At 39.5% G+C, this 22,696-nt stretch carries 22 protein-coding genes; 20 read left to right on the forward strand and 2 right to left on the reverse strand.

Annotated elements, in window-relative coordinates; all coding sequences use genetic code 11:
• From AA974_RS07095 to ilvE, 10 genes are all read left to right on the forward strand, one after another.
• On the forward strand, positions 1–564 hold the full coding sequence (locus tag AA974_RS07095; protein ID WP_064433969.1) for a UbiX family flavin prenyltransferase: 564 nt from the start codon (positions 1–3) through the stop codon (positions 562–564).
• Positions 564–1,037 carry a pantetheine-phosphate adenylyltransferase gene (gene coaD, locus AA974_RS07100; protein WP_064433970.1) on the forward strand — a complete coding sequence of 158 codons (474 nt, stop codon included), beginning with the start codon at positions 564–566 and terminating at the stop codon, positions 1,035–1,037. Before AA974_RS07095 ends, coaD begins: the two co-directional genes overlap by 1 nt.
• A 1-nt stretch (position 1,038) precedes the next feature.
• The gene (gene tmk, locus AA974_RS07105; RefSeq protein WP_064433971.1) at positions 1,039–1,614 is read left to right on the forward strand and encodes a dTMP kinase; all 576 of its coding nucleotides are present in this window, start codon (positions 1,039–1,041) and stop codon (positions 1,612–1,614) included.
• The gene (locus tag AA974_RS07110; protein ID WP_064433972.1) at positions 1,602–2,177 is read left to right on the forward strand and encodes a ComF family protein; all 576 of its coding nucleotides are present in this window, start codon (positions 1,602–1,604) and stop codon (positions 2,175–2,177) included. Before tmk ends, AA974_RS07110 begins: the two co-directional genes overlap by 13 nt.
• Positions 2,178–2,208: 31 nt before the next feature.
• Positions 2,209–4,248, forward strand: coding sequence for an HsdM family class I SAM-dependent methyltransferase (locus tag AA974_RS07115; RefSeq protein WP_064433973.1), 2,040 nt, complete (start codon positions 2,209–2,211; stop codon positions 4,246–4,248).
• Entirely contained in the window at positions 4,245–4,886 is a 642-nt protein-coding gene (locus AA974_RS07970; protein WP_064433974.1) for a restriction endonuclease subunit S, read from the forward strand. Before AA974_RS07115 ends, AA974_RS07970 begins: the two co-directional genes overlap by 4 nt.
• A 26-nt stretch (positions 4,887–4,912) precedes the next feature.
• Positions 4,913–5,470, forward strand: a complete 558-nt coding sequence (locus AA974_RS07975; RefSeq protein ID WP_064433975.1) for a restriction endonuclease subunit S — start codon at positions 4,913–4,915, stop codon at positions 5,468–5,470.
• Between the two features lie 65 nt (positions 5,471–5,535).
• Positions 5,536–8,217 (forward strand): DNA polymerase I, encoded by a 2,682-nt coding sequence (polA, locus tag AA974_RS07130; protein ID WP_064433976.1) that lies wholly within the window; start codon positions 5,536–5,538, stop codon positions 8,215–8,217.
• A gap of 101 nt (positions 8,218–8,318) precedes the next feature.
• A complete protein-coding gene (locus tag AA974_RS07135; RefSeq protein WP_064433977.1) occupies positions 8,319–9,065 on the forward strand; it encodes an outer membrane protein in 747 nt (248 codons plus the stop codon).
• Between the two features lie 51 nt (positions 9,066–9,116).
• Positions 9,117–10,139: a branched-chain-amino-acid transaminase gene (ilvE, locus tag AA974_RS07140; RefSeq protein ID WP_064433978.1), complete on the forward strand. Its 1,023-nt coding sequence runs from the start codon at positions 9,117–9,119 to the stop codon at positions 10,137–10,139.
• 4 nt (positions 10,140–10,143) lie between these two features.
• Here the strand turns inward: ilvE and AA974_RS07145 are convergent, their stop codons facing one another.
• Positions 10,144–10,839, reverse strand: coding sequence for an outer membrane protein (locus tag AA974_RS07145; RefSeq protein ID WP_064433979.1), 696 nt, complete (start codon positions 10,837–10,839; stop codon positions 10,144–10,146).
• Between the two features lie 134 nt (positions 10,840–10,973).
• Between AA974_RS07145 and AA974_RS07150 the strand changes: the two genes are divergently transcribed.
• Genes AA974_RS07150 through AA974_RS07170 form a run of 5 tightly spaced genes read left to right on the forward strand, consistent with a single transcriptional unit; the run spans position 10,974 to position 14,978 of the window.
• Entirely contained in the window at positions 10,974–12,107 is a 1,134-nt protein-coding gene (locus AA974_RS07150; protein ID WP_064433980.1) for an ABC transporter permease, read from the forward strand.
• Positions 12,107–12,892, forward strand: coding sequence for an ABC transporter ATP-binding protein (locus tag AA974_RS07155; RefSeq protein WP_064434093.1), 786 nt, complete (start codon positions 12,107–12,109; stop codon positions 12,890–12,892). Before AA974_RS07150 ends, AA974_RS07155 begins: the two co-directional genes overlap by 1 nt.
• Positions 12,877–13,692, forward strand: a complete 816-nt coding sequence (locus AA974_RS07160; protein ID WP_064433981.1) for an MlaD family protein — start codon at positions 12,877–12,879, stop codon at positions 13,690–13,692. Before AA974_RS07155 ends, AA974_RS07160 begins: the two co-directional genes overlap by 16 nt.
• Before the next feature lie 2 nt (positions 13,693–13,694).
• Positions 13,695–14,372, forward strand: a complete 678-nt coding sequence (locus AA974_RS07165) for a hypothetical protein (RefSeq protein WP_064433982.1) — start codon at positions 13,695–13,697, stop codon at positions 14,370–14,372.
• A gap of 18 nt (positions 14,373–14,390) precedes the next feature.
• Positions 14,391–14,978 (forward strand): META domain-containing protein, encoded by a 588-nt coding sequence (locus tag AA974_RS07170; RefSeq protein WP_064433983.1) that lies wholly within the window; start codon positions 14,391–14,393, stop codon positions 14,976–14,978.
• A gap of 182 nt (positions 14,979–15,160) precedes the next feature.
• Here the strand turns inward: AA974_RS07170 and AA974_RS07175 are convergent, their stop codons facing one another.
• Positions 15,161–16,213, reverse strand: coding sequence for a cytochrome-c peroxidase (locus AA974_RS07175; RefSeq protein ID WP_064433984.1), 1,053 nt, complete (start codon positions 16,211–16,213; stop codon positions 15,161–15,163).
• Positions 16,214–16,360: 147 nt separating this feature from the next.
• Between AA974_RS07175 and dnaE the strand changes: the two genes are divergently transcribed.
• The 5 genes from dnaE to AA974_RS07200 all read left to right on the forward strand — a co-directional run bounded on the left by dnaE (position 16,361) and on the right by AA974_RS07200 (position 22,694).
• A complete protein-coding gene (gene dnaE, locus AA974_RS07180; RefSeq protein ID WP_064433985.1) occupies positions 16,361–19,996 on the forward strand; it encodes a DNA polymerase III subunit alpha in 3,636 nt (1,211 codons plus the stop codon).
• Positions 19,978–20,766 (forward strand): pseudouridine synthase, encoded by a 789-nt coding sequence (locus AA974_RS07185; protein ID WP_080471071.1) that lies wholly within the window; start codon positions 19,978–19,980, stop codon positions 20,764–20,766. The genes dnaE and AA974_RS07185 overlap by 19 nt, the downstream gene beginning before the upstream one ends.
• Before the next feature lie 54 nt (positions 20,767–20,820).
• Positions 20,821–21,135 (forward strand): thioredoxin family protein, encoded by a 315-nt coding sequence (locus AA974_RS07190; RefSeq protein WP_064433986.1) that lies wholly within the window; start codon positions 20,821–20,823, stop codon positions 21,133–21,135.
• A 375-nt stretch (positions 21,136–21,510) separates the two neighbouring features.
• Positions 21,511–22,143, forward strand: a complete 633-nt coding sequence (gene lpoB / locus AA974_RS07195; protein ID WP_000243161.1) for a penicillin-binding protein activator LpoB — start codon at positions 21,511–21,513, stop codon at positions 22,141–22,143.
• A 23-nt stretch (positions 22,144–22,166) separates the two neighbouring features.
• Complete coding sequence (locus tag AA974_RS07200; protein ID WP_000795978.1) at positions 22,167–22,694, forward strand: LPP20 family lipoprotein; 528 nt, start codon at positions 22,167–22,169, stop codon at positions 22,692–22,694.
• Positions 22,695–22,696: the final 2 nt, after the last annotated feature.

The raw sequence follows: 22,696 nt of genomic DNA on the forward strand, positions 1-22,696 counted from the left end.
ATGAAATTAGTTTTAGGCATCAGTGGGGCGAGCGGGATACCCCTAGCCTTGCGGTTTTTAGAAAAATTACCCAAAGAAATTGAAGTTTTTGTCGTGGCGTCTAAAAACGCGCATGTCGTGGCGTTAGAAGAATCCAACATCAACCTTAAAAACGCCATGAAAGATTTACGGCCCAATGCTACTTTTTTTAACGAGCAAGACATTCATGCGAGCATTGCCTCAGGGAGTTATGGTATCCATAAAATGGCAATCATTCCAGCGAGCATGGACATGGTGGCTAAAATCGCGCATGGCTTTGGGGGGGATTTGATTTCTAGGAGCGCTTCTGTGATGCTTAAAGAAAAGCGCCCCTTACTCATTGCCCCTAGAGAAATGCCTTTAAGTGCTATCATGTTGGAAAATTTGCTCAAACTCGCCCACTCTAATGCAATCGTTGCGCCGCCGATGATGACTTATTACACCCAGAGCAAGACTTTAGAAGCGATGCAAGATTTTTTAGTGGGGAAGTGGTTTGACAGCTTAGGGATAGAAAATAACTTATACCCGCGATGGGGAATGAACTGATGCAAAGAATCGGCATTTACCCGGGCACTTTTGATCCGGTCACTAACGGGCATATAGACATCATCCACCGATCCAGCGAATTGTTTGAAAAGCTCATTGTCGCTGTGGCGCATTCAAGCGCTAAAAACCCCATGTTCAGTTTAAAAGAGCGCTTAAGCATGATACAACTGGCCACTAAAAGTTTTAAAAATGTAGAATGCATTGCGTTTGAAGGACTATTAGCCAATCTGGCTAAAGAATATCGTTGTAAGGTGCTCGTTAGGGGCTTAAGGGTGGTGAGCGATTTTGAATACGAATTGCAAATGGGCTATGCGAACAAATCCTTAAACCACGAATTAGAGACCTTGTATTTCATGCCCACTTTACAAAACGCTTTCATAAGCTCTTCTATCGTGCGATCCATTATCGCGCATAAGGGCGATGCGAGCCATTTAGTGCCTAAAGAAATCCACCCTTTTATTTCAAAGGTTTAAAATGTATGTGGTGTTAGAAGGCGTTGATGGCGCGGGCAAAAGCACTCAAGTAGGGTTATTAAAAGACAGGTTTAAAAACGCCCTTTTCACCAAAGAGCCGGGAGGGACGAGAATGGGAGAGAGTTTAAGGCGTATCGCTTTAAATGAGAACATCAGCGAATTGGCTAGAGCGTTTTTATTCTTAAGCGATAGGGCTGAGCATGTAGAAAGCGTGATAAAACCGGCATTGGAAGAAAAAAAGCTCATCATTAGCGACAGGAGTTTGGTTTCTGGCATGGCTTATAGCCCATTTTCAAGCTTAGCATTAAACCTGCTTGCCACTCAAAGCATCTTGCCTGAAAAAATCATTCTTTTAGTGATAGATAAAGAGAGCTTAAAGCAGCGCTTAAGCCTTAAAAGTTTAGACAAAATAGAAAACCAAGGCATAGAAAAATTACTCACAATCCAGCAAAAGCTCAAAACTCACGCTTATTTATTAAAAGAAAAATTCGGGTGCGAAGTTTTGGAATTAGACGCTCAAAAAAGCGCTCAAAACTTACACGAAAAAATCACCGCTTTTATTGAATGCGTTGTTTAACTTGTTTGAAGCTTTCTTTTAAGCCTCTTTGCCCAAATTGCTTGAACGATCTGCCCTTAAGCTTAAAAGTAAGGGTTTTAGAGGGCGTGAGCGTGTATAGTTTTTACGCTTATAGCGAAATAGAGGAACTCATTAAAAGCAAATACGCGCTGATTGGCTCTCGCATTTTGCCTTTGCTTTCTCAAAAAGCCGGGGCGGAATTTGTGAAAATCCTGCAAGAAAAAGGCTTGAATACCCCCCTTTATGGCATCGCAATTGATGATAAAGTCAAATCCTTTTATTCGCATTCAGCTGCGCTTTTAAAAGGCTTTTGTCAAGGCAATTTGAAAGCCACTTACGGGCGTTTAAGGGCTGCTAATGCTGTTTCGTATGCCGGAAAAAGCCTAGAATTTCGCGCCAATAACCCACGGGATTTCACCTTCAAGGGCGATAAAAATTTAGATTATTTTTTATTAGATGATATTATCACCACCGGCACCACCTTAAAAGAAGCCCTAAAATACCTTAAAACTCTAAACATCAAAGCGCATTTTACGATCGCGCTTTGCAGCGCGGATGAATGAGTTATCATTTTATTTTTAAAAAAGGAAAATCATGCAAGCTTTTCGGTTAGAAGAAGATGTTGATGACTATGTCAAAAAAGAATTGGCTCATTTAGGGCTTATCAAAAATAAGGATTTTAACGTTAAAAGCCAAATGAGTCCTAGCCTTAAAAACGCCCTTAAAAATGCGAGTAAAACTAAAGATAAAACTTCTTATGGCGAGCCGGATTTTAGCTTAGAAAAATACACGCACCCTGAAAATAAAGAGAGCGTTATCCCTATCATCATAGAAAACAAACTCTACGCTAAAAATTTAAAAAAGCTCAAAAATAGTGCGCTGCAAAACGATGATTATTCCATTTCAAAATACGCCGTGAATGGGGCTTTACACTACGCTCAAAATATCCTAAGAAACAAAGAAAAATACAAAGAATGTATCGCTATAGGCATAGCCGGCGATGATGAAGAAAACCTTTTGATAGAAGTGTATTATGTTTTTGCAAGTGGGATCAATGCGCACAAACTCACTAACGCTAAAAACCTGCATTTTTTAGAAAATCAAGAATCGTTTAACGCTTTTTATAAAGAATGCACGCTCACTGAAGAAGAAAAGCATTTTATCTTAATCAAAACCAAAGCCGATCTAAACGAAACCGCTAAAAAACTCAACCGCCTTATGCACAACCACAACATCACAGCGCCTCAGCGCGTGCTATATGTGAGCGGCATGCTTTTAGGAATGCAAGAAATTAAGGGCAAAAAAGGGGGCTTAAAACCAAGCGATTTAAAAGGCGAATTGACCGATACTGGCCGTGATGGCGTGTTAGTGTTTAATCAAATTAGCGAATTTTTGAAAACCAAAAACCTAAGCGAAGAAAAACGAGATCTAATGCTTGCCAGTTTTAAAGAAATCAGTAAAGACCCGCAGCGCGATAAAGAAACGAGCCTTGATAAAGCCATAAGCATGCTTTTAAAAAAAGATTCAAGTATCACTAAGCAAATTTTTACCTTTCTTTATGAATTTGTCCATAAGCCCATTAATGAAAGCGACAATACCGGTCATTTAGACATCATGGGCGAACTTTATAGCGAATTTTTAAAATACGCTTTAGGGGATGGTAAGGAATTAGGCATTGTTTTAACCCCGCCTTATGTAACTAAAATGATGAGCGAACTTTTAGGGGTTAATGCAAAGTCTTTTGTGATGGATTTAGCCACAGGGAGCGCAGGCTTTTTAATTTCTTCTATGGTGTTAATGATTGAAGACATTGAAAAAACCTATGGTAAAAACACCACTATTGCTAATAAAAAAATAAAAGACGCAAAAACCACGCAACTTTTAGGCGTGGAGCTTAACGCTGAAATGTTTTCGCTAGCCACCACTAACATGATTTTAAGAGGCGATGGTTCAAGCTTAATCATCAAAGGCAACACTTTTGAAACCAATAAAAAGATTTATGAAGATTTTAAACCCAATATCCTTTTATTAAACCCTCCTTTTAGCTACGAAGAAAACGGCATGCCTTTTATCAAGTTTGGATTAGAGCATATGCAAAAAGGCGCTTTAGGAGCGATCATTATCCAAGATAGCGCAGGGAGCGGGCAGGCTTTAAAATCCAATGTTGAAATTTTGAAAAAACATTCGCTTTTAGCGAGCGTTAAAATGCCCACCGATTTATTCATGCCTCAAGCTGGGGTGCAAACAAGCGTTTATATTTTTAAAGCTCATGAGCCACACGATTATGAAAAGCCCGTTAAATTCATAGACTTCAGAAACGATGGTTTCAAACGCACCAAAAGAGGCTTAAATGAAACCTCTAACCCCACCAAACGCTACGAAGAAATCATTAAAATTTACAAGGCCGGCTTAAACGCTCAAGTTTCTAAAGAGCTGTGGGGCGATTTAAAAACAATCTATATTGAAGATTTTATCGCTAAGCCGCATGAAAGTAAGCATGCTAAAGACTTTAATTTTGAAGCCCACCAAAAGAATGAGACCAAACCCGAATTGAAGGATTTTAAAAGAACGATAGCCGATTACCTTTCTTATGAAGTGGGCTTGATTTTAAAAAACCAAACGCTCCCAAAGTGATTGGCCCCCTTAGTAGCCAACTCAACGCTATTAAGTGGGGCGAGTTCAAATTAGGGGATTTGTTTGAAGCGAGTAACGGCGATTTTGACATTCAAAAACGCCACATCAACCATAAGGGCGAATTTGTCATCACCGCAGGGATTAGCAATAATGGGGTTTTAGGGCAAAGCGATATAAAAGCAAAAGTTTTTGAAAGCCATACCATTACTATTGACATGTTTGGTTGCGCGTTTTATCGCAGTTTTCCTTATAAAATGGTAACACATGCTAGGGTATTTTCTCTCAAACCTAAATTTGAAATCAACCATAAAATCGGCTTGTTTTTATCCACGCTATTTTTTGATTACCCTAAAAAATTCGGCTATGAAAACATGTGTTCATGGGCAAAAATTAAAAACGATAAAGTCATTCTACCCCTAAAACCCAACGCTAACACTCAAACCCTTAAGGATATTGATTTCAATTTCATGGAAAAATTCATAGCCGAACTTGAGCAGTGTCGGCTTGCCGAACTTGAGGCTTATTTAAAAGCTACAGGGCTATCAGAAACCACCCTTTCTAACGATGAAGAAAACGCCCTTAGCCTTTTCAATGGTAAAAATTCTGGGGGGGGGGGGGTAATACCCCATGCGGCTTAACATGGCAAAGCTTCAAATTAGGGGATTTGTTTGAAATTGAAAAAACCTTAAGCTTTAATAAAGACGCTTTAACGCAAGGACAAGATTACGATTATATTACAAGGACTTCGCAAAATCAAGGCGTTTTGCAAACTACAGGATTTGTCAATGCGGAAAATTTAAACCCACCATTTACTTGGAGTTTAGGGCTTTTGCAAATGGATTTTTTCTATCGTAAAAAGTCATGGTATGCGGGACAATTCATGCGAAAAATCACACCAAAAACTGAAATTAAAAATAAAATTAATTCACGCATAGCCCACTACTTCACAACGCTTTTAAACGCCTTAAAACGCCCTTTATTAAGCGTATTGGTTAGAGATATTGATAAAACTTTTAGGGAGCAAAAAATCCAACTACCCCTAAAATCCACCACTAGCGCTCAAACCCTTGATGGTATTGATTTTCATTTCATGCACACCCTTATAAACGCCCTAATGAAGCAAACCATTCAGGGCGTGGTTCAATACAGCAACGCTAAAATCCAGGCCACAAAAGAAGCCATCAGCCAAGAAACACCCACCCAAAAAGACTCGTTGTTTTGAAACAGATGAGGTCAAGCTTGTGTTACAATAAACTTAAAATTTGCTGGATTGAAGAGGGTTGATGCATGGAAGGACCAGTCATTAAAGAGGGGACTTTAGCGTTAATTGATACTTTTGCGTATTTGTTTAGAAGCTATTACATGAGCGCTAAAAATAAGCCTTTAACGAATGATAAAGGCTTTCCTACAGGGCTTTTAACGGGGCTTGTGGGCATGGTTAAAAAATTTTATAAAGATAAAAAAAACATGCCTTTTATCGTGTTCGCTTTAGAAAGCCAGACTAAAACTAAAAGGGCTGAAAAATTAGGCGAATACAAACAAAATCGTAAAGACGCCCCTAAAGAGATGCTTTTACAAATCCCTATCGCGTTAGAATGGTTGCAAAAAATGGGTTTTACTTGCGTGGAGGTGAGTGGGTTTGAAGCGGATGATGTTATCGCAAGCCTGGCCACGCTAAGCCCTTATAAAACCCGCATTTATTCTAAAGATAAGGATTTTAACCAGCTTTTGAGCGATAAAATCGCGCTTTTTGATGGCAAAACGGAGTTTTTGGCGAAAGATTGCGTAAAAAAATACGGGATTTTGCCGAGTCAATTCACCGATTATCAGGGCATTGTGGGGGATAGCAGCGATAATTACAAGGGGGTTAAAGGCATTGGGAGCAAGAACGCTAAGGAATTGTTACAGCGGTTAGGGAGTTTGGAAAAAATCTATGAAAATTTAGACTTGGCGAAAAATTTACTCAGCCCTAAAATGTATCAAGCCCTTATACAAGACAAAGAGAGCGCGTTTTTAAGCAAAGAATTAGCCACTTTAGAAAGAGGGTGTATTCAAGAATTTGATTTTTTAAGTTGCGCTTTTCCTAGCGAAAACCCTTTATTGAAAATTAAAGACGAATTGAAAGAATATGGTTTTATTTCTACTTTAAGGGATTTAGAAAATTCCCCTACGCCTTTAATTTTAGACAATGCGCCCCTATTAGAAAATACGCCCGCATTAGACAACGCCCCTAAAAAATCACGCTTGATCGTTTTAGAAAACACCGCATTTTTGAGCGCGTTTTTAGAAAGATTAAAAAATTCTGACGCAAGGATTTTTGTGCGTTTGGTGCTGGATAAAGAAAAAAAAGTTCTAGCCCTAGCGTTTTTATATGAAGATCAAGGCTATTTTTTACCTTTAGAAGAGGCGTTATTTTCGCCCTTTTCTTCAGAGTTTTTGCAAAACGCTTTTTCTCAAATACTACAGCATGCGCATATCATTGGGCATGATTTAAAACCCTTACTGAGCTTTTTAAAGGCCAAATACCAGGTGTCTTTAGAAAACATTCGCATCCAGGACACTCAAATTTTAGCGTTTTTAAAAAATCCGGAAAAAGTGGGGTTTGATGAAGTTTTAAAGGAATATTTAAAAGAGGAATTGATCCCGCATGAAAAAATCAAAGATTTTAAGACAAAAAGTAAGGCGGGAAAATCAGAGCAATTGGATAGGGAATTAAACGCTTTAAAGCGTTTGTACGAGTATTTTGAAAAAGGAGGGCTAGAAGAGGGCTTGCTTATTTTGGCTAGAGAAATTGAAACGCCGTTTGTGAAAGTTTTAATAGATATGGAATTTCAAGGCTTTAAAATTGATGCACCTTATTTCAAGCGCTTAGAGCAGGAGTTTAAAAATGAATTGCATGTTTTAGAGCGCCAAATTTTGGATTTGATCGGCGTGGATTTTAACCTCAACTCACCCAAACAGCTCAGCGAGATTTTGTATGAAAAATTAGAGCTTCCTAAAAATAAAAGCCGTTCTACTGATGAAAAAAGCTTGCTAAAAATCCTAGACAAGCACCCAAGCATCGCTTTGATTTTAGAATACAGAGAACTAAATAAGCTTTTTAACACTTACACCACCCCCTTATTGCGCCTAAAAGACAAAGACGATAAAATCCATACCACTTTCATCCAAACCGGCACAGCTACCGGGCGTTTAAGCTCGCATTCGCCTAATTTGCAAAATATCCCGGTGCGATCGCCTAAAGGCTTACTCATTCGTAAAGGCTTTATCGCTAGTTCTAAAGAATATTGTTTGCTAGGGGTGGATTATTCGCAGATTGAATTGCGCCTGTTAGCCCATTTTAGCCAGGATAGGGATTTAATGGATGCGTTTTTAAAGGGGCGAGACATCCATTTAGAAACTTCTAAGGCGTTGTTTGGAGAAGATTTGGCCAAAGAAAAACGATCCATCGCTAAAAGCATTAATTTTGGGCTGGTGTATGGCATGGGGAGTAAGAAATTGAGCGAAACTTTAAACATCCCTTTAAATGAGGCTAAAAGCTACATAGAAGCGTATTTCAAACGATTCCCTAGCATCAAAGATTATTTAAATAGCATGCGAGAAGAGATTTTAAAAACTTCTAAAGCCTTTACTTTGCTTGGGCGTTACCGGGTGTTTGATTTTACCGGCGTGAATGACTATGTCAAAGGCAATTATTTGCGAGAGGGCGTGAATGCGATTTTTCAAGGGAGCGCGAGCGATTTATTGAAATTAGGCATGCTCAAAGTGAGCGAGCGTTTCAAAAATAACCCTTCGGTGAGGCTGCTTTTGCAAGTGCATGACGAATTGATTTTTGAGATTGAAGAAAAAAACGCCCTAGAGTTGCAGCGAGAAATCCAACGCATTCTCAATGATGAAGTTTATCCTTTGAGGGTGCCGTTAGAAACGAGCGCGTTTGTGGCGAATCGTTGGAATGAACTAAAAGGTTAGTTTTTTAATTGAGTTTAAGAAAAAATATATTATTATTTCATTATAAGTAATAATTTAGTTTTGTTAGACTAATTATAGAAAAAATAAAGGGAAAAGACTGAATGTTGAAAAGAGTTATCTTATTAGGGGCTTTGGGTGTTGCGGCGAGCGCTGAAGAGAGTGCGGCTTTTGTGGGAGTCAATTACCAGGTGAGCATGATACAAAATCAGACTAAAATGGTGAATGACAACGGCTTGCAAAAGCCTTTGATAAAGTTCCCGCCTTATGCAGGAGCGGGTTTTGAAGCGGGCTATAAGCAATTTTTTGGTAAGAAAAAATGGTTTGGCATGCGTTATTATGGGTTTTTTGACTACGCGCACAACCGCTTTGGCGTGATGAAAAAGGGTATTCCGGTGGGCGAGAGCGGGTTTATTTACAATAGCTTTAGTTTTGGAGGGAATACTTTAACGGAGAGGGATTCTTATCAAGGGCAATACTATGTCAATCTATTCACTTATGGTGTAGGGCTGGATACGCTGTGGAATTTTGTGAATAAAGAAAACATGGTTTTTGGTTTTGTGGTGGGGATTCAATTGGCTGGGGATAGTTGGGCAACGAGCATCAGTAAAGAGATCGCTAATTATGCAAAACACCACAGCAATTCTAGTTATAGCCCGGCTAATTTCCAGTTTTTATGGAAGTTTGGGGTCCGCACCCATATCGCTAAACACAACAGCTTGGAACTAGGGATTAAAGTGCCTACGATCACGCACCGGCTTTTCTCCATTACCAACGAAAAGGGATACACCTTACAAGCTGATGTGCGTAGAGTCTATGCGTTTCAAATCAGTTACTTGAGGGATTTTTAACCCCTTTTTAGATACAATCACACCTAAAACTATCCATTGTAAAGGTGTGGAATGGCAAATTCAGGAAATTTAGATTGGAAGAATTTAGGCTTTAGCTACATTAAAACGGATTTCCGCTTCATTGCTGCTTATAAAAACGGCTCTTGGTCGCAAGGCGAATTGGTTAGCGAAAATGCGTTGCAGCTCAGCGAAGGCTCGCCTGTCTTGCACTACGGGCAGGCTTGTTTTGAAGGCTTGAAGGCTTACCGCTCTCAAAACGGGAAAGCTTTACTTTTTCGCCCTTTAGAAAACGCCAAACGCTTGCAAACTTCATGCGAAAGACTGCTCATGCCTAAAGTGAGCGAAGAGCTGTTCTTAAGGGCATGCGCTGAAGTAGTAAAAGCGAATCAAAAATGGCTCGCTCCTTATAAAAGCGGGGCGAGTTTGTATTTGCGCCCTTTTGTCATAGGCGTAGGGGATAATTTGGGGGTAAAGCCGGCCAGTGAATACCTTTTTATCGTGTTTTGCGCGCCTGTGGGGGCGTATTTTAAGGGGGGGATAGAAAAAGGGGGGGCTAGGTTTATCACTACGGCATTTGATAGGGCCGCGCCTAAAGGCACCGGTGGGGTGAAAGTGGGGGGGAATTATGCGGCAAGCCTATTAGCCCATAAAATGGCCACAGAGCAAGGCTATGATGATTGCATTTATTTAGACCCTGTTACGCACACTAAAATTGAAGAAGTGGGGGCGGCGAATTTTTTTGGCATAACGCATGATAATGCCTTTATCACCCCACATTCGCCAAGCATTCTGCCAAGCATTACTAAAAAAAGCTTAATGGTTTTGGCTAAAGAATATTTGAACCTCAAAGTAGAAGAGAGAGAAATTCTAATGGATGAGTTGCATGCGTTTAAAGAAGCTGGAGCGTGCGGGACAGCTGCGATCATCACGCCCATTAAAGAAATCGTGCATGATAACAAGTCTTATTTTTTTGAAACACCGGGCGATACCACTAAACAACTCTATGATTTGCTTTTATCCATCCAACAAGGCGAACAAGAAGCCCCCAAAGATTGGATTTTTGAAGTTTGCTAAAAGGTTAAAATTTATAGCTGTATGCCGCATAAAATAAGGGCGAAGTCTCAAAGCGTTTGGAGCTAGAAAGCAATCTGGCGGTGGGTAAGATTTTAAACCCTAATTCAATGCGGTGTCTTAAAAAAAGCGTGAGCATGACCCCCCCATTAATCGCTAATCCCCCTGAAACCACAGAATGTTTAAAAAACTTGAAATTTTGCTTGTCTGTATAAACGACTAAAGCCCCCCTAGCTCCCCCAAACGCCCCCAAATAATGTTTATAACTCCCTAACGGGAATTCCATAATAACATCCAAACCCACCGCAAGCATGGTAAAAAAAGAGTTTGTAGGATCTTTACGGCTTTGGTAATTCACTTTTCCTGACCCAAGATCCCATGCAAAAACCCCCCTAATCCCGATATATTTTTTAAAAAAACTTTGCACGCCGGTTTTTAAATTGAGCGTTGCAATCCAATCTTTCATTTCCTTGCCTTGGTAGTCTTTAGTGGCTTCTACAGCGCCAAACCCTCCTAAAAAATACCACCCGCTTTTTTTACGCGTGAGCTTTTGGCGGTTAATGATGCTTCTATAGAGTTTTTCATGGGCTTCTTGGTAATTTTTTTTAGGGGTTTTATCGTGCAAAATAGGCATTGAATTAAGGGGAGAGACAACAAAACCCCCCATTAAGAAAACACAAAAAAAAATGATTTTTTTAAACATTTTAAAAATAATTAATCCTTTATCAAATAGAATATCGTTTAACTTTTTGTTTTATCATTGTGTTAAAATGGTCGTTTTAACAAACAAAATTTTGTTAATAGATTTTACCTAATCTAAAGAGAGAATATATTTTAATGAAGACGGAGAAACAAAAATTTTTAGAAATGCGTAAAGATGGGGCGAACTCTGTGCTGATTTTAAGAGGGGATTGGGATTTTAAAACGAGCGTGTTTCGTTTAGATGAATTGAAAAAAAAAATATTAGATCATCAAGGGTCTTTAAAAGTGGATTTTTCAGGGTGCCAAAAAATAGATTTTGTTTTTGGCATGTTTTTATTTGATTTAGTTAAGGAGCGTTCTTTAAACATTGAATTGTGCAATGTGAGCGAGAATAACGCATGCGCTTTGAAAGTGGTTAAAGACTGGTTTGAAAAAGAAGAGGATTTAGAGTCTAAAAAAGCGGGCAAAAAATACGAACTCATGATCACTAAAATGGGTAAGAGTATCGTAGAGACTTACAACACCTTTTTAAACGCATTCAATTTTTGCGGCATGATTTTATTTTACTTCATTAAAAGCGTTTTCAACCCCAAACGCTTTTGTATCACTCCTTTGCTCTATCATATCAATGAATCCGGATTTAAGGTTTTGCCAGTGAGTATTTTAACGGTGTTTATCGTGGGGTTTGCCGTTGCTTTACAAGGGGCTTTACAATTGCAAGACATGGGCGCGCCTTTAATGTCGGTGGAAATGACGGCTAAACTCGCTTTAAGAGAGATCGGCCCTTTTATTTTAACTCTTGTGGTTGCCGGGAGAAGCGCGAGCAGTTTTACCGCACAAATCGGGGTGATGAAGATCACTGAGGAATTAGACGCGATGAAAACCATGGGCTTTAACCCTTTTGAATTTTTAGTATTGCCTAGGGTGTTAGCCTTAGTGATTGTTTTGCCTTTATTGGTGTTTATTGCCGATGCGTTCGCCATTTTTGGGGGCATGTTTGCGATTAAATACCAATTGGATTTAGGCTTTCCAAGTTATATAGACAGACTGCATGACACAGTGGGTTGGAATCATTTTTTGGTAGGGATTGTCAAAGCCCCTTTTTGGGGGTTTGCAATTGCGATGGTGGGGTGCATGCGCGGGTTTGAAGTCAAGGGGGACACTGAGAGCATTGGGCGCTTGACCACTATTAGTGTGGTGAATGCTCTGTTTTGGATCATTTTCTTGGACGCTATTTTTTCTATTATTTTTTCTAAGTTGAATATATGATGAGCGCTATGAACAATCAAGTCTTAATTGAAGTGAAGGATCTCCATAGTGCTTTTGGAAGCACCATTATTCATAGGGGCGTGAGTTTTAGCGTGCCTAAAGGCGAAGTGATGGCGATTTTAGGGGGTTCAGGGAGTGGTAAAAGCACGCTTTTAAGGTGCATGATCTTACTCAATCGCCCTACAAAGGGGGAAGTGTTGCTTTTTGGGGAAGATATATGGAAACTCAAAGAAGCAGAGCAGCAAAAGATTTTTAACCGCTGCGGCATTTGCTTCCAGTTTGGGGCGTTGTATAGCTCTTTAACGGTTTTAGAAAATGTGGGTGTCATGCTAGAGCAATACGGCGCTTATTCTAAAAAAATTGTTGAAGAAATTTCTAAAATGTGGATTGAAAAAGTGGGTTTGCCCCCTAGGGCTTATCACCTTTACCCCTATGAATTGAGCGGAGGGATGAAAAAGCGCGTGGGTATAGCTAGGGCTATGGCGACTAATCCGGAGATCTTATTTTTAGATGAGCCAACAAGCGGATTAGATCCTTATAGTGCGGGCAAGTTTGATGAACTCATCATGACGCTCAAAGAGAGCTTGCAGCTTACGGTGGTGATGATTACGCATGATTTAGACTCCGTGCATGATTGCGTGGATCGATTCATCATGCTCAAAGATGGGTTATTAGAGTTTAATGGGGATTTAAAAGATTTTATTAAAAAAGCTCAAACTCAAGGGCTAGATGAAGGCAATTTATTCAATTCAACGCGAGGAGAGAAATTTTGGAAAGGCATGTGAATTACACTTTAATCGGCGGGCTCTTCTTTTTATGCTTAGTGTGCATGGTAGGCTTTATTTTATGGCTAGGCCATTTGGGATTAGAAGACGGAAAATATTATGAATATGTGGTCTATACGGACAAAGACTTGGGAGGCATTGCGACCAACTCGCCTGTTAATTACAAAGGGATTCAAGTGGGTAATGTCATCAAAGTGGGTTTTGCAAAGGATAAAGTGGGGGTGGTCCGTTTGGATTTGATGATTAAATCCAGCGTTAAGATCCGTAAAGACTCCAAAGTGGCGGTTTCTTCTAGGGGGCTTATGGGGTTAAAATTTTTAGCCTTAGAGCAAAGCCACAATGAAGAATTTTATGGCAGTAGCGATAAAGGGGAGCGGATTTTGATCTTTAAAGAAGGGCTTATAGATCGCTTGAGCGTGGATGCTAATGAAGCGATGAAAGAAGTGATGAAAGCGATTAAAAATGTGAATAAGATTTTAGATGATGAAAATGTGGAAAAATTCAAGCACATTCTTGCTTCAGTAGATGATCTCATCGCTAACTTGGATTCAAGAAAGGCGCAATTTGATTCCTTGATTGGCAACGCTAACAATCTTGTTTCTAATGTCAATAATGTGGCCTTAAATGTGGATAAACGCATCAAGCAGGGGCAATACGACTTTAAAGCGATGTTCACTCCCTTAATCATGCAAGCACAGTTGAGCTTGAGAAACATTGATAATTTTGTGGAAAAAGGCTCTGCTTTGATAGATAAATTTGACGCTAACCCCTATAAAACGATTTTTGGAGAAAGGAAATAATCATGAGAGCTACGGCGATAAAAATCTTTTCACTCTCATCAGCATTAGCGTTGTTGCTTCAGGGTTGCTTGAGCATCAATTTAAAACAAATGCTACCAGAGATCAGAACTTATGATTTGAATGCGAGTTCTTTTGAAATAACGCAATGCCCTAAACCTTTGACGGAAGTGAGACTCATTAGTATTTTGAGCGCGGATTTATTCAACACTAAAGAGATCGTGTTTAAAGCCAAAGACGGGCAGATCACGCATGGGAAGCACCAAAAATGGATAGACTTGCCTCGCAACATGTTAAAAACCATGTTCATGCAAGAAGCGCAAAAAGCATGCTTAGGCGTGGCTTTGCCTCCTTATGGTGCGGGCGCGCCAACTTATGCGGTTCGTTTTACGATTTTATCGTTTTCTCTTTTAGAAAAAGAAAATTCTACCTATAGGGCGGAATTTGCGCTAGGCTATGATATTAGCGTGAAAGGCGATTCGCATTCTGGAGTGATCATTAAGCATGAAAATATTTCTAGCCTGGAGAATAAAACGACCAAAACGAGTAAAAATGGCAATCAAGATTTTCAAGAAAGCGCGATACAATCCCTCCAACATGTGAGCGTGCAAGCGATGCAAGAAGCGATTTCTTTGATTAAAAAAGCGGTTGAAGCGCAAAGCGTAAGCTCGTTAAAAAAATAAAACATAAGGAGGAATTATTTGAATTTACGATTGGCTGGAGCAAGCGTTTTAACGGCTTGTGTCTTTTCTGGGTGTTTTTTTTTAAAAATGTTTGATAAAAAACTTTCTAGCAATGATTGGCATATCCAAAAAGTAGAAATGAACCATCAAGTGTATGACATTGAAACCATGCTCGCTGATAGCGCTTTTAGAGAGCACGAAGAAGAGCAAGATTCCTCTCTCAATACCGCTTTACCTGAGGATAAAGCAGCGCTTGAAGCCAAAGAGCAGGAACGAAAAGAAAAAAGGAAACACTGGTATGAGCTTTTCAAAAAGAAGCCAAAGCCTAAAAGCTCTATGGGAGAGTTTGTGTTTGACCAAAAAGAAAATCGTATTTATGGGAAAGGCTATTGCAACCGGTATTTTGCCAGCTATGTATGGCAGGGCGATAGGCACATTGGAATTGAAGATAGCGGGATTTCAAGAAAAGTGTGTAAAGATGAGCATTTAATGGCGTTTGAATTGGAATTTATGGAGAATTTTAAGGGTAATTTTACGGTAACTAAGGGCAAAGATACGCTCATTTTAGATAACCAAAAAATGAAAATTTATTTAAAAACGCCTTGAATGGGTTTTTGATTTCAAAACAATCTAAAACCGCTAAATTAGGGATTAAAAAGAAATTTTTAAGCGCTTTTTAAGAGGTTGTCGCTTGCTTTTTGTTGGCTTTTTTATTATTGATCGCAAAAGATGCTTTGAGCATTTTTAGATTTAAGCGCCAAAAAGCCCCATAAAAGGACTTTTTAAAATCAAAAAGAGGGTTTTGGGGTTTTGTCTGTTATTACAGGGAGTTCTGGATAGAGTATTTTAGGTTTTTTACCCTTTAAAGCTTCAAAGAAGATTTCAATTTTTTTCGCTTCTTCATCGCTGATTTCAATGCCTAACTGGATAGAGCCCATTTCTTTAATCGCATCCTTGACATCCCAAAATTGCCCGTTATGGAAATAAGGCATCGTTTCGGTGATATTCCTTAAAGTAGGCACTTTCACAAGCCCGTTTTTATCGCCTTTGAAATCGCCCACATTAGCGAATTTATAAGGTTTGACCACCCCAAAAGGTTGCATCGTTCCCCCAAGATTAATGCCGTTATGGCAAGCCACACAGCCTTTAGAAATGAATAAATCCAGCCCTTCTTTTTCGGCTTTACTGAGCGCTTTAGGATTGCCTCTTAAAAAATCATCATAACGGCTTGGAGTGATAAGCGTGGCTTCAAACATAGCGATACTATCTGCGATCAATTTAAAATCAATTTTGACTTTAGAGCCATAAGCTTTTCTAAAGAGTTTGACATAGCCTGGCATGGAATTGATTTTTTCTACCACCACTTTAGGATCAGCCCCCATTTCAAAAGAAGACTGGATGGGTCCTTGCGCTTGTTCGTTTAAATGCGTAACCCTACCATCCCAAAACTGCACATCGTTAAACACAGAGTTATACACTGTTGGGGAGCTTAAAAGGTGGGGGTTTTTCTTCCATTGAGAACCTATAGCACTTGGGACTAAATCTACCCCGCCTAAGCCTAGATTATGGCATGTGTTACAAGACACGAGATAGGAAGTGGAAATCCTAGGGTCAAAATAGAGCATTTTACCCAATTCCACTTGAGCGGAGGTCATAATCTCGCTGTTTTTGGTGCCAATACCCACATCTCTGGTTTTTTTAATCTGGTATTCTTTGAGCGCTTTGCCCATAGGCATGGGTTCTAATTGGCTTTCCCTCGCTTTTTTGATCAAATCCATATCGCTTAAAGCATGAACGCAAGAAAAAGCCAAGCAAATGCTCAATAAAATGGATTTTTTCACGATGAACTCCTAAAATAGCATTAAAAATAATAAAAACTTTCTTATTATAACCACCATTTTAAAATAATTTAGCGCTAAGTGAACTGATAAAGAGTTTTTTAAAGAGCGGTAGGTATAATGGCATTAAATCCAAATAGGGGTTATACAATGAAAGAGAATAAAGCCTTCACGCATTTGCACTTGCACACGGAATATTCGCTTTTAGACGGGGCGAACAAGATTAAAATTCTAGCCAAACGCATTAAAGAATTGGGTATGAAAAGCGTGAGCGTAACCGATCATGGGAACATGTTTGGAGCGATTGATTTTTATACGAGCATGAAAAAAGAAGGCATTAAGCCTATCATCGGCATGGAAGCGTATATCCATAATGATGACAACCTTTCTAGCAAAGAAACCAAACAACGCTTCCATTTGTGCCTGTTCGCTAAAAACCAAGAGGGCTATGAAAATTTAATGTTCTTAAGCTCTATGGCGTATTTAGAAGGGTTTTATTATTTCCCGCGCATCAATAAAAAGCTTTTAAGAGAGCATTCTAAAGGCATTATCGCTTCTAGCGCGTGCTTGCAAGGGGAAGTCAATTACCATTTGAATACTAATAATGAGAGAAACCGCAAGTATGGGGCTAAAGGCTATGATGAAGCCAAAAAAATCGCTTGTGAATACCAAGAGATTTTTGAAGACGATTTTTATTTAGAGATCATGCGCCATGGCATTTTAGATCAGCGATTCATTGATGAGCAAGTCATTAAAATGTCTTTAGAGACAGGGTTAAAAATCATTGCCACAAACGACACCCACTACACCATGCCTAATGACGCTAAAGCTCAAGAAGTAGCGATGTGCGTAGCGATGGGTAAAACCCTAAACGATAAAGCACGCCTAAAACACTCCGTGCATGAGTTTTACATTAAATCCCCTGAAGAAATGGCGAAGCTGTTTGCAGATATTCCAGAAGCTTTAGAAAACACCCAAGAAATCGCTGATAAATGCGTTTTAGAGATTGATTTAAAAGACGATAAAAAGAACCCTCCAACCCCTCCAAGCTTCAAATTCACTAAAGCTTACGCTCAAGAAGAGGGGCTGAATTTTGAAGATGACGCTTCTTATTTCGCCTATAAGGCTAGAGAGGGCTTGAAAGAGCGCTTAGTTTTAGTGCCAAAAGAAAAGCATGATCAATACAAAGAACGCTTGGAAAAAGAAATTGAAGTCATTACGAACATGAAATTCCCAGGGTATATGCTGATTGTGTGGGATTTTATCCGTTACGCTAAAGAAATGGGCATTCCTGTAGGGCCTGGTAGGGGGAGTGCGGCCGGGAGTTTGGTGGCTTTTGCCTTAAAAATCACGGATATTGACCCTTTGAAATACGATTTGCTCTTTGAAAGGTTTTTAAACCCTGAAAGAGTCAGCATGCCTGATATTGATACGGATTTTTGCCAGCGCCGGCGTAAGGAAATCATAGAATACATGATTGAAAAATACGGCAAATACAATGTGGCTCAAGTCATCACCTTTAATAAGATGTTGGCTAAAGGCGTGATCAGAGATGTTGCAAGGGTTTTGGACATGCCTTATAAAGAAGCGGATGATTTCGCCAAACTCATACCCAACCGCTTAGGCATCACGCTTAAGGGCTATGAAAAAAATGGCGAGTTTATAGAGGGGGCGTGGGAATTAGAGCCTAAGATCAAGGAATTAGTAGAAAGCAATGAAACGGCCAGACAAGTGTGGGAGTATTCGCTCAATTTAGAGAATTTGAATCGTAACGCGGGCGTGCATGCCGCAGCCTTAGTGGTGGATAGCCAAAAAGAGTTGTGGCATAAAACCCCTTTGTTTGCCTCTGAAAAAACCGGCGGTATCGTTACGCAATATTCCATGAAGTATTTAGAGCCGGTGGATTTGATTAAGTTTGACTTTTTGGGGCTTAAAACCTTGACCGTGATTGATGATGCGCTTAAAATCATTAAAACGCAACACAAAATTAGCGTGGATTTTTTATCGTTGGATATGGACGATCCGAAAGTGTATAAAACGATCCAAAGCGGGGATACGGTGGGGATATTCCAGATTGAATCCGGGATGTTTCAAGGGCTTAACAAACGCTTAAGGCCTTCAAGCTTTGAAGACATTATCGCCATTATCGCGCTAGGCAGACCAGGGCCTATGGAATCAGGCATGGTAGATGATTTTGTGAATAGAAAGCATGGAATTGAGCCTATCGCTTATGCGTTTAAAGAATTAGAGTCGATTTTAAAGCCCACTTACGGCACGATCGTCTATCAAGAGCAAGTGATGCAAATCGTGCAAACTATCGGCGGTTTTAGTTTGGGTGAAGCGGATTTGATCCGCCGCGCTATGGGGAAAAAAGACGCTCAAATCATGGCGGACAATAAGGATAAGTTTGTAGAAGGCGCTAAGAATTTAGGGCATGATGACCAAAAAGCGGCTAATTTGTGGGATTTGATCGTTAAATTTGCCGGCTATGGTTTCAACAAATCGCATTCAGCCGCCTATGCGATGATCACTTTCCAAACGGCGTATTTAAAGACTTATTACAAGCATGAGTTCATGGCAGCGATGCTCACTAGTGAATCCAATAAGATTGAATCCGTGGCGCGCTATATTGATGAGGTCAGGGCTTTAGAAATTGAAGTGATGCCCCCACACATCAATTCTTCTATGCAAGATTTCAGCGTGGCGGAGTTTAAAAATCAAAAGGGCGAGCTAGAAAAGAAAATCGTGTTTGGTTTAGGAGCGATTAAAGGGGTTGGGGGTGAGCCGATTAAAAACATCATTGAAGAAAGGACTAAAGGGGATTATAAGAGTTTGGAAGATTTTATTTCACGGGTGGATTTTTCTAAACTCACTAAAAAATCTTTAGAGCCATTAGTGAAATCAGGGAGCTTGGATAACTTAGGCTACACCCGAAAAACCATGCTCGCTAACTTGGATTTGATCTGTGATGCTGGGCGCGCTAAAGACAAGGCTAATGAAATGATGCAAGGGGGTAACTCCCTTTTTGGGGCAATGGATGGCGGGACAAAAGAGCAGGTTATTTTAGACATGATTGATTTGGGCGAACATGACGCTAAAACGCTTTTAGAATGCGAATACGAGACTTTAGGCATCCATGTTTCAGGCAATCCCTTAGACGAATTTAAAGAAGAAATTAAGGGCTTTAAAAATTTAGTCAAAAGCATTGATATTGAAGAGTTAGAAATCGGCTCGCAAGCTTATTTGCTGGGTAAAATCATGGAAGTTAAAAAGAAAATTGGCAAACGAAGCGGTAAGCCTTATGGCACAGCGGACATTTTGGATGGATACGGCAAGTTTGAGCTCATGCTGTTTGAAAAGCAATTGAATGCTTTAGAAGAGTTGGATATTAATAAGCCTCTAGTGTTTAAATGCAAGATTGAAGAGCAAGAAGAAGTGGCGCGATTAAGGCTTTTTGAAATCTTGGATTTAGAGAGCGCTAGAGAGGTTAAAATCCCTAAAGCCCGTTATAAAGACCCTGAAAAGCAAAAAGAAGAGGTGCGCGAAATCCCCCCCATTGAAATACTCGCTTCCAGCTCTTGCTCTTTAGCGATCGTGTTAGAAAACGATGTGAAAAAAGAGTTTTTAAGACAAATCAAAGAGAGCGCTTTAAAACACCAGGGCAAACGCCCCTTGTATTTGATCATCAAAGATAAGGGCAAGCAATTCAAAATCCAAAGCGATTTAATGGTCAATGAAAAGATTAAGGACGATTTTAAAGGGTTAAAGTGGAGGGACTTAGCTTGAGGATCAACCAATTTTTAGCCCATTATACTAAGCACTCAAGAAGAGAAGCTGAAAAATTGGTTTTAGAAGGGCGGATTAAAATCAATCATGAGCATGCCAAACTCGCTAGCGTGGTTAAAGAAAACGACAAGGTGTTTTTAGACAAACGACTCATCAAGCCCTTAAAAAACAAAAGATTCAGCGTGCTGGTTTATCACAAGCCAAAGGGCGAATTAGTGAGTAAAAACGATCCCTTAAAACGGCGCGTGATTTATGAAAGCTTGGAGAAAAAATACGCCCATTTTGCACCTGTGGGGCGTTTGGATTTTGCGAGTGAAGGGGTGCTATTATTGAGCGATAGTAAGGCGGTGGTGAGCGCTTTAATGCATGCGAATTTAGAAAAAGAGTATCTTGTTAAAATTCAAGGCTTTGTTACAAGAGAGATGGAAAATGCGATGCAAGAGGGCTTGAAATTAGAAAACGCTACTAAGGGAGCGCACCAAAAAACTCCCATTAAAAGCATGGAATTTGCCCCCTTTATTGGTTATGAAATCATCAAAAACCATGCCAAATATTCTAAACTTAGAGTCGTTATCAATGAGGGGAAAAACAGAGAATTGAGGCGCTTTTTTGCGTTTTTTAACGCTGGAGTGTTGGATTTGAGGCGCGTTCGTTATGGTTTTGTGAATTTGAATGCCTTGCCGGTAGGGAAAATGCGTTTTCTAAACCGCCAAGAATATAGCGAATTGCATGCGTTTATGGCTAATGCGGCTAAGGTTAAAGGGGATTAGCTTACGAGTTATGCTATACTTTGGAGTTGGGGGAAATAAAAAATAAGGATTATCATGTCAGAAATTATTAACGGGAAGAATTACGCAGAGAAAATCGCTCATCAAGCGGTAGTGGTTAATGTTGGGGCGAATTGGTGTCCGGATTGCAGAAAGATTGAGCCGATTATGGAAAATTTAGCCAAAACTTACAAAGGCAAGGTGGAATTTTTTAAGGTTTCTTTTGATGAGAGCCAGGATTTAAAAGAGAGCTTAGGCATCCGCAAAATCCCTACTTTGATTTTTTACAAAAACGGGAGAGAAGTGGGTGAAAGGCTTGTAGAGCCCGGATCTTCAAAGCCGATTGAAGACGCTCTAAAAGCGTTACTATAAAGGGCGTTGAAGAGTCTTGTTATTAAAATAAGAACCCATAGAAATCTTTTTAGCCCCCTTTTTTATAAAGGGGCTAGCTTCAAATAGCTTTTATATTGTTTCTTTATCCTAAAAAATCATTTTTATCGTTTTTAAATAAGCATGAAATAAGCATGTTTGTTAAAAAAGTTTCTTCAATTAAGCTAAAAATGAGCGAATTTGTGGTATTAATGCTTGCAGTGTGAAATTTGTAGGGCTAGAACTTGTAAAATGTGAAAAAAAAGACACATAAAATGCTAAAATCTGCAAAAATACTGATAATGTGTTTATATTAGAAGTTTAAAATTAGGAACGGAAGTATCTGTTTTAAATTTTGAATAGGGAGTTTCTATCACTATGGTATTGAAAATAAAATTAAAAATTATAAGCTCGGTGATTTTGAGTGCTTTATTGTGGGTGGGTTGTTCAAGCGAAATGGCAACTTATCAAAATGTGAATGATGCCACTAAAAATACGACTGCAAGCATTAATAGCACGGATTTATTGCTAACCGCTAACGCAATGTTAGATTCCATGTTTAGCGACCCTAATTTTGAGCAACTCAAGGGCAAGCATTTGATTGAAGTATCAGATGTGATTAACGACACCACGCAACCCAATTTGGATATGAATCTTCTCACGACTGAAATCGCGAGGCAGTTGCGGTTGCGATCTAATGGGAGGTTTAATATCACAAGGGCGAGTGGAGGGAGTGGCATTGCAGCCGATAGCAGAATGGTGAAACAGCGCGAAAAAGAACGAGAGAGCGAAGAGTATAATCAAGACACCACTGTAGAAAAAGGCACTTTAAAAGCCGCTGATTTATCTTTAAGTGGTAAAGTATCTAGTATCGCAGCCTCTATTAGTAGTTCTAGGCAACGCTTGGACTATGACTTCACCCTAAGCCTTACTAATAGGAAAACGGGTGAAGAGGTATGGAGCGATGTTAAGCCTATTGTGAAAAATGCTAGCAATAAGCGTATGTTTTAAATTTATATTTGAAAGGATGAGCGATGAAAAATCAAGTTAAAAAGATTTTAGGGATGAGTGTGGTAGCAGCGATGGTGATCGTAGGTTGTAGCCATGCCCCAAAATCAGGTATCAGTAAAAGCAATAAGGCATACAAAGAAGCGACTAAAGGTGCTCCTGATTGGGTTGTAGGGGATTTAGAAAAAGTGGCGAAGTATGAAAAATATTCAGGAGTCTTTTTAGGAAGGGCTGAAGATTTGATCACTAATAATGATGTGGATTATTCTACTAACCAGGCTACAGCGAAAGCTAGGGCTAATTTAGCGGCGAATTTAAAATCCACTTTACAAAAAGATTTGGAAAATGAAAAAACTAGAACTGTGGATGCTTCTGGTAAAAGATCAATAAGCGGCACTGATACTGAAAAAATTTCTCAATTAGTGGATAAGGAATTGATCGCTTCTAAAATGCTTGCCCGCTATGTCGGTAAAGATAGGGTTTTTGTTTTAGTTGGCTTGGATAAGCAAATTGTGGATAAAGTGCGCGAAGAGTTAGGCATGGTTAAAAAGTAGGA

This window comes from Helicobacter pylori (assembly GCF_001653475.1).
GTDB lineage: Bacteria > Campylobacterota > Campylobacteria > Campylobacterales > Helicobacteraceae > Helicobacter > Helicobacter pylori_CM.

Bases quoted from the DNA above. Each gene is read 5' to 3' on its own strand.
- AA974_RS07155 (WP_064434093.1), top strand. From the start codon at position 12,107: ATGAGCGCTATGAACAATCAAGTCTTAATTGAAGTGAAGGATCTCCAT.
- AA974_RS07095 (WP_064433969.1), top strand. From the start codon at position 1: ATGAAATTAGTTTTAGGCATCAGTGGGGCGAGCGGGATACCCCTAGCC.
- AA974_RS07110 (WP_064433972.1), top strand. From the start codon at position 1,602: ATGCGTTGTTTAACTTGTTTGAAGCTTTCTTTTAAGCCTCTTTGCCCA.
- lpoB (WP_000243161.1), top strand. From the start codon at position 21,511: ATGGTATTGAAAATAAAATTAAAAATTATAAGCTCGGTGATTTTGAGT.
- AA974_RS07190 (WP_064433986.1), top strand. From the start codon at position 20,821: ATGTCAGAAATTATTAACGGGAAGAATTACGCAGAGAAAATCGCTCAT.
- AA974_RS07145 (WP_064433979.1), bottom strand. From the start codon at position 10,839: ATGTTTAAAAAAATCATTTTTTTTTGTGTTTTCTTAATGGGGGGTTTT.
- AA974_RS07200 (WP_000795978.1), top strand. From the start codon at position 22,167: ATGAAAAATCAAGTTAAAAAGATTTTAGGGATGAGTGTGGTAGCAGCG.
- ilvE (WP_064433978.1), top strand. From the start codon at position 9,117: ATGGCAAATTCAGGAAATTTAGATTGGAAGAATTTAGGCTTTAGCTAC.
- AA974_RS07135 (WP_064433977.1), top strand. From the start codon at position 8,319: ATGTTGAAAAGAGTTATCTTATTAGGGGCTTTGGGTGTTGCGGCGAGC.
- AA974_RS07150 (WP_064433980.1), top strand. From the start codon at position 10,974: ATGAAGACGGAGAAACAAAAATTTTTAGAAATGCGTAAAGATGGGGCG.
- polA (WP_064433976.1), top strand. From the start codon at position 5,536: ATGGAAGGACCAGTCATTAAAGAGGGGACTTTAGCGTTAATTGATACT.
- dnaE (WP_064433985.1), top strand. From the start codon at position 16,361: ATGAAAGAGAATAAAGCCTTCACGCATTTGCACTTGCACACGGAATAT.
- AA974_RS07115 (WP_064433973.1), top strand. From the start codon at position 2,209: ATGCAAGCTTTTCGGTTAGAAGAAGATGTTGATGACTATGTCAAAAAA.
- tmk (WP_064433971.1), top strand. From the start codon at position 1,039: ATGTATGTGGTGTTAGAAGGCGTTGATGGCGCGGGCAAAAGCACTCAA.
- coaD (WP_064433970.1), top strand. From the start codon at position 564: ATGCAAAGAATCGGCATTTACCCGGGCACTTTTGATCCGGTCACTAAC.
- AA974_RS07165 (WP_064433982.1), top strand. From the start codon at position 13,695: ATGAGAGCTACGGCGATAAAAATCTTTTCACTCTCATCAGCATTAGCG.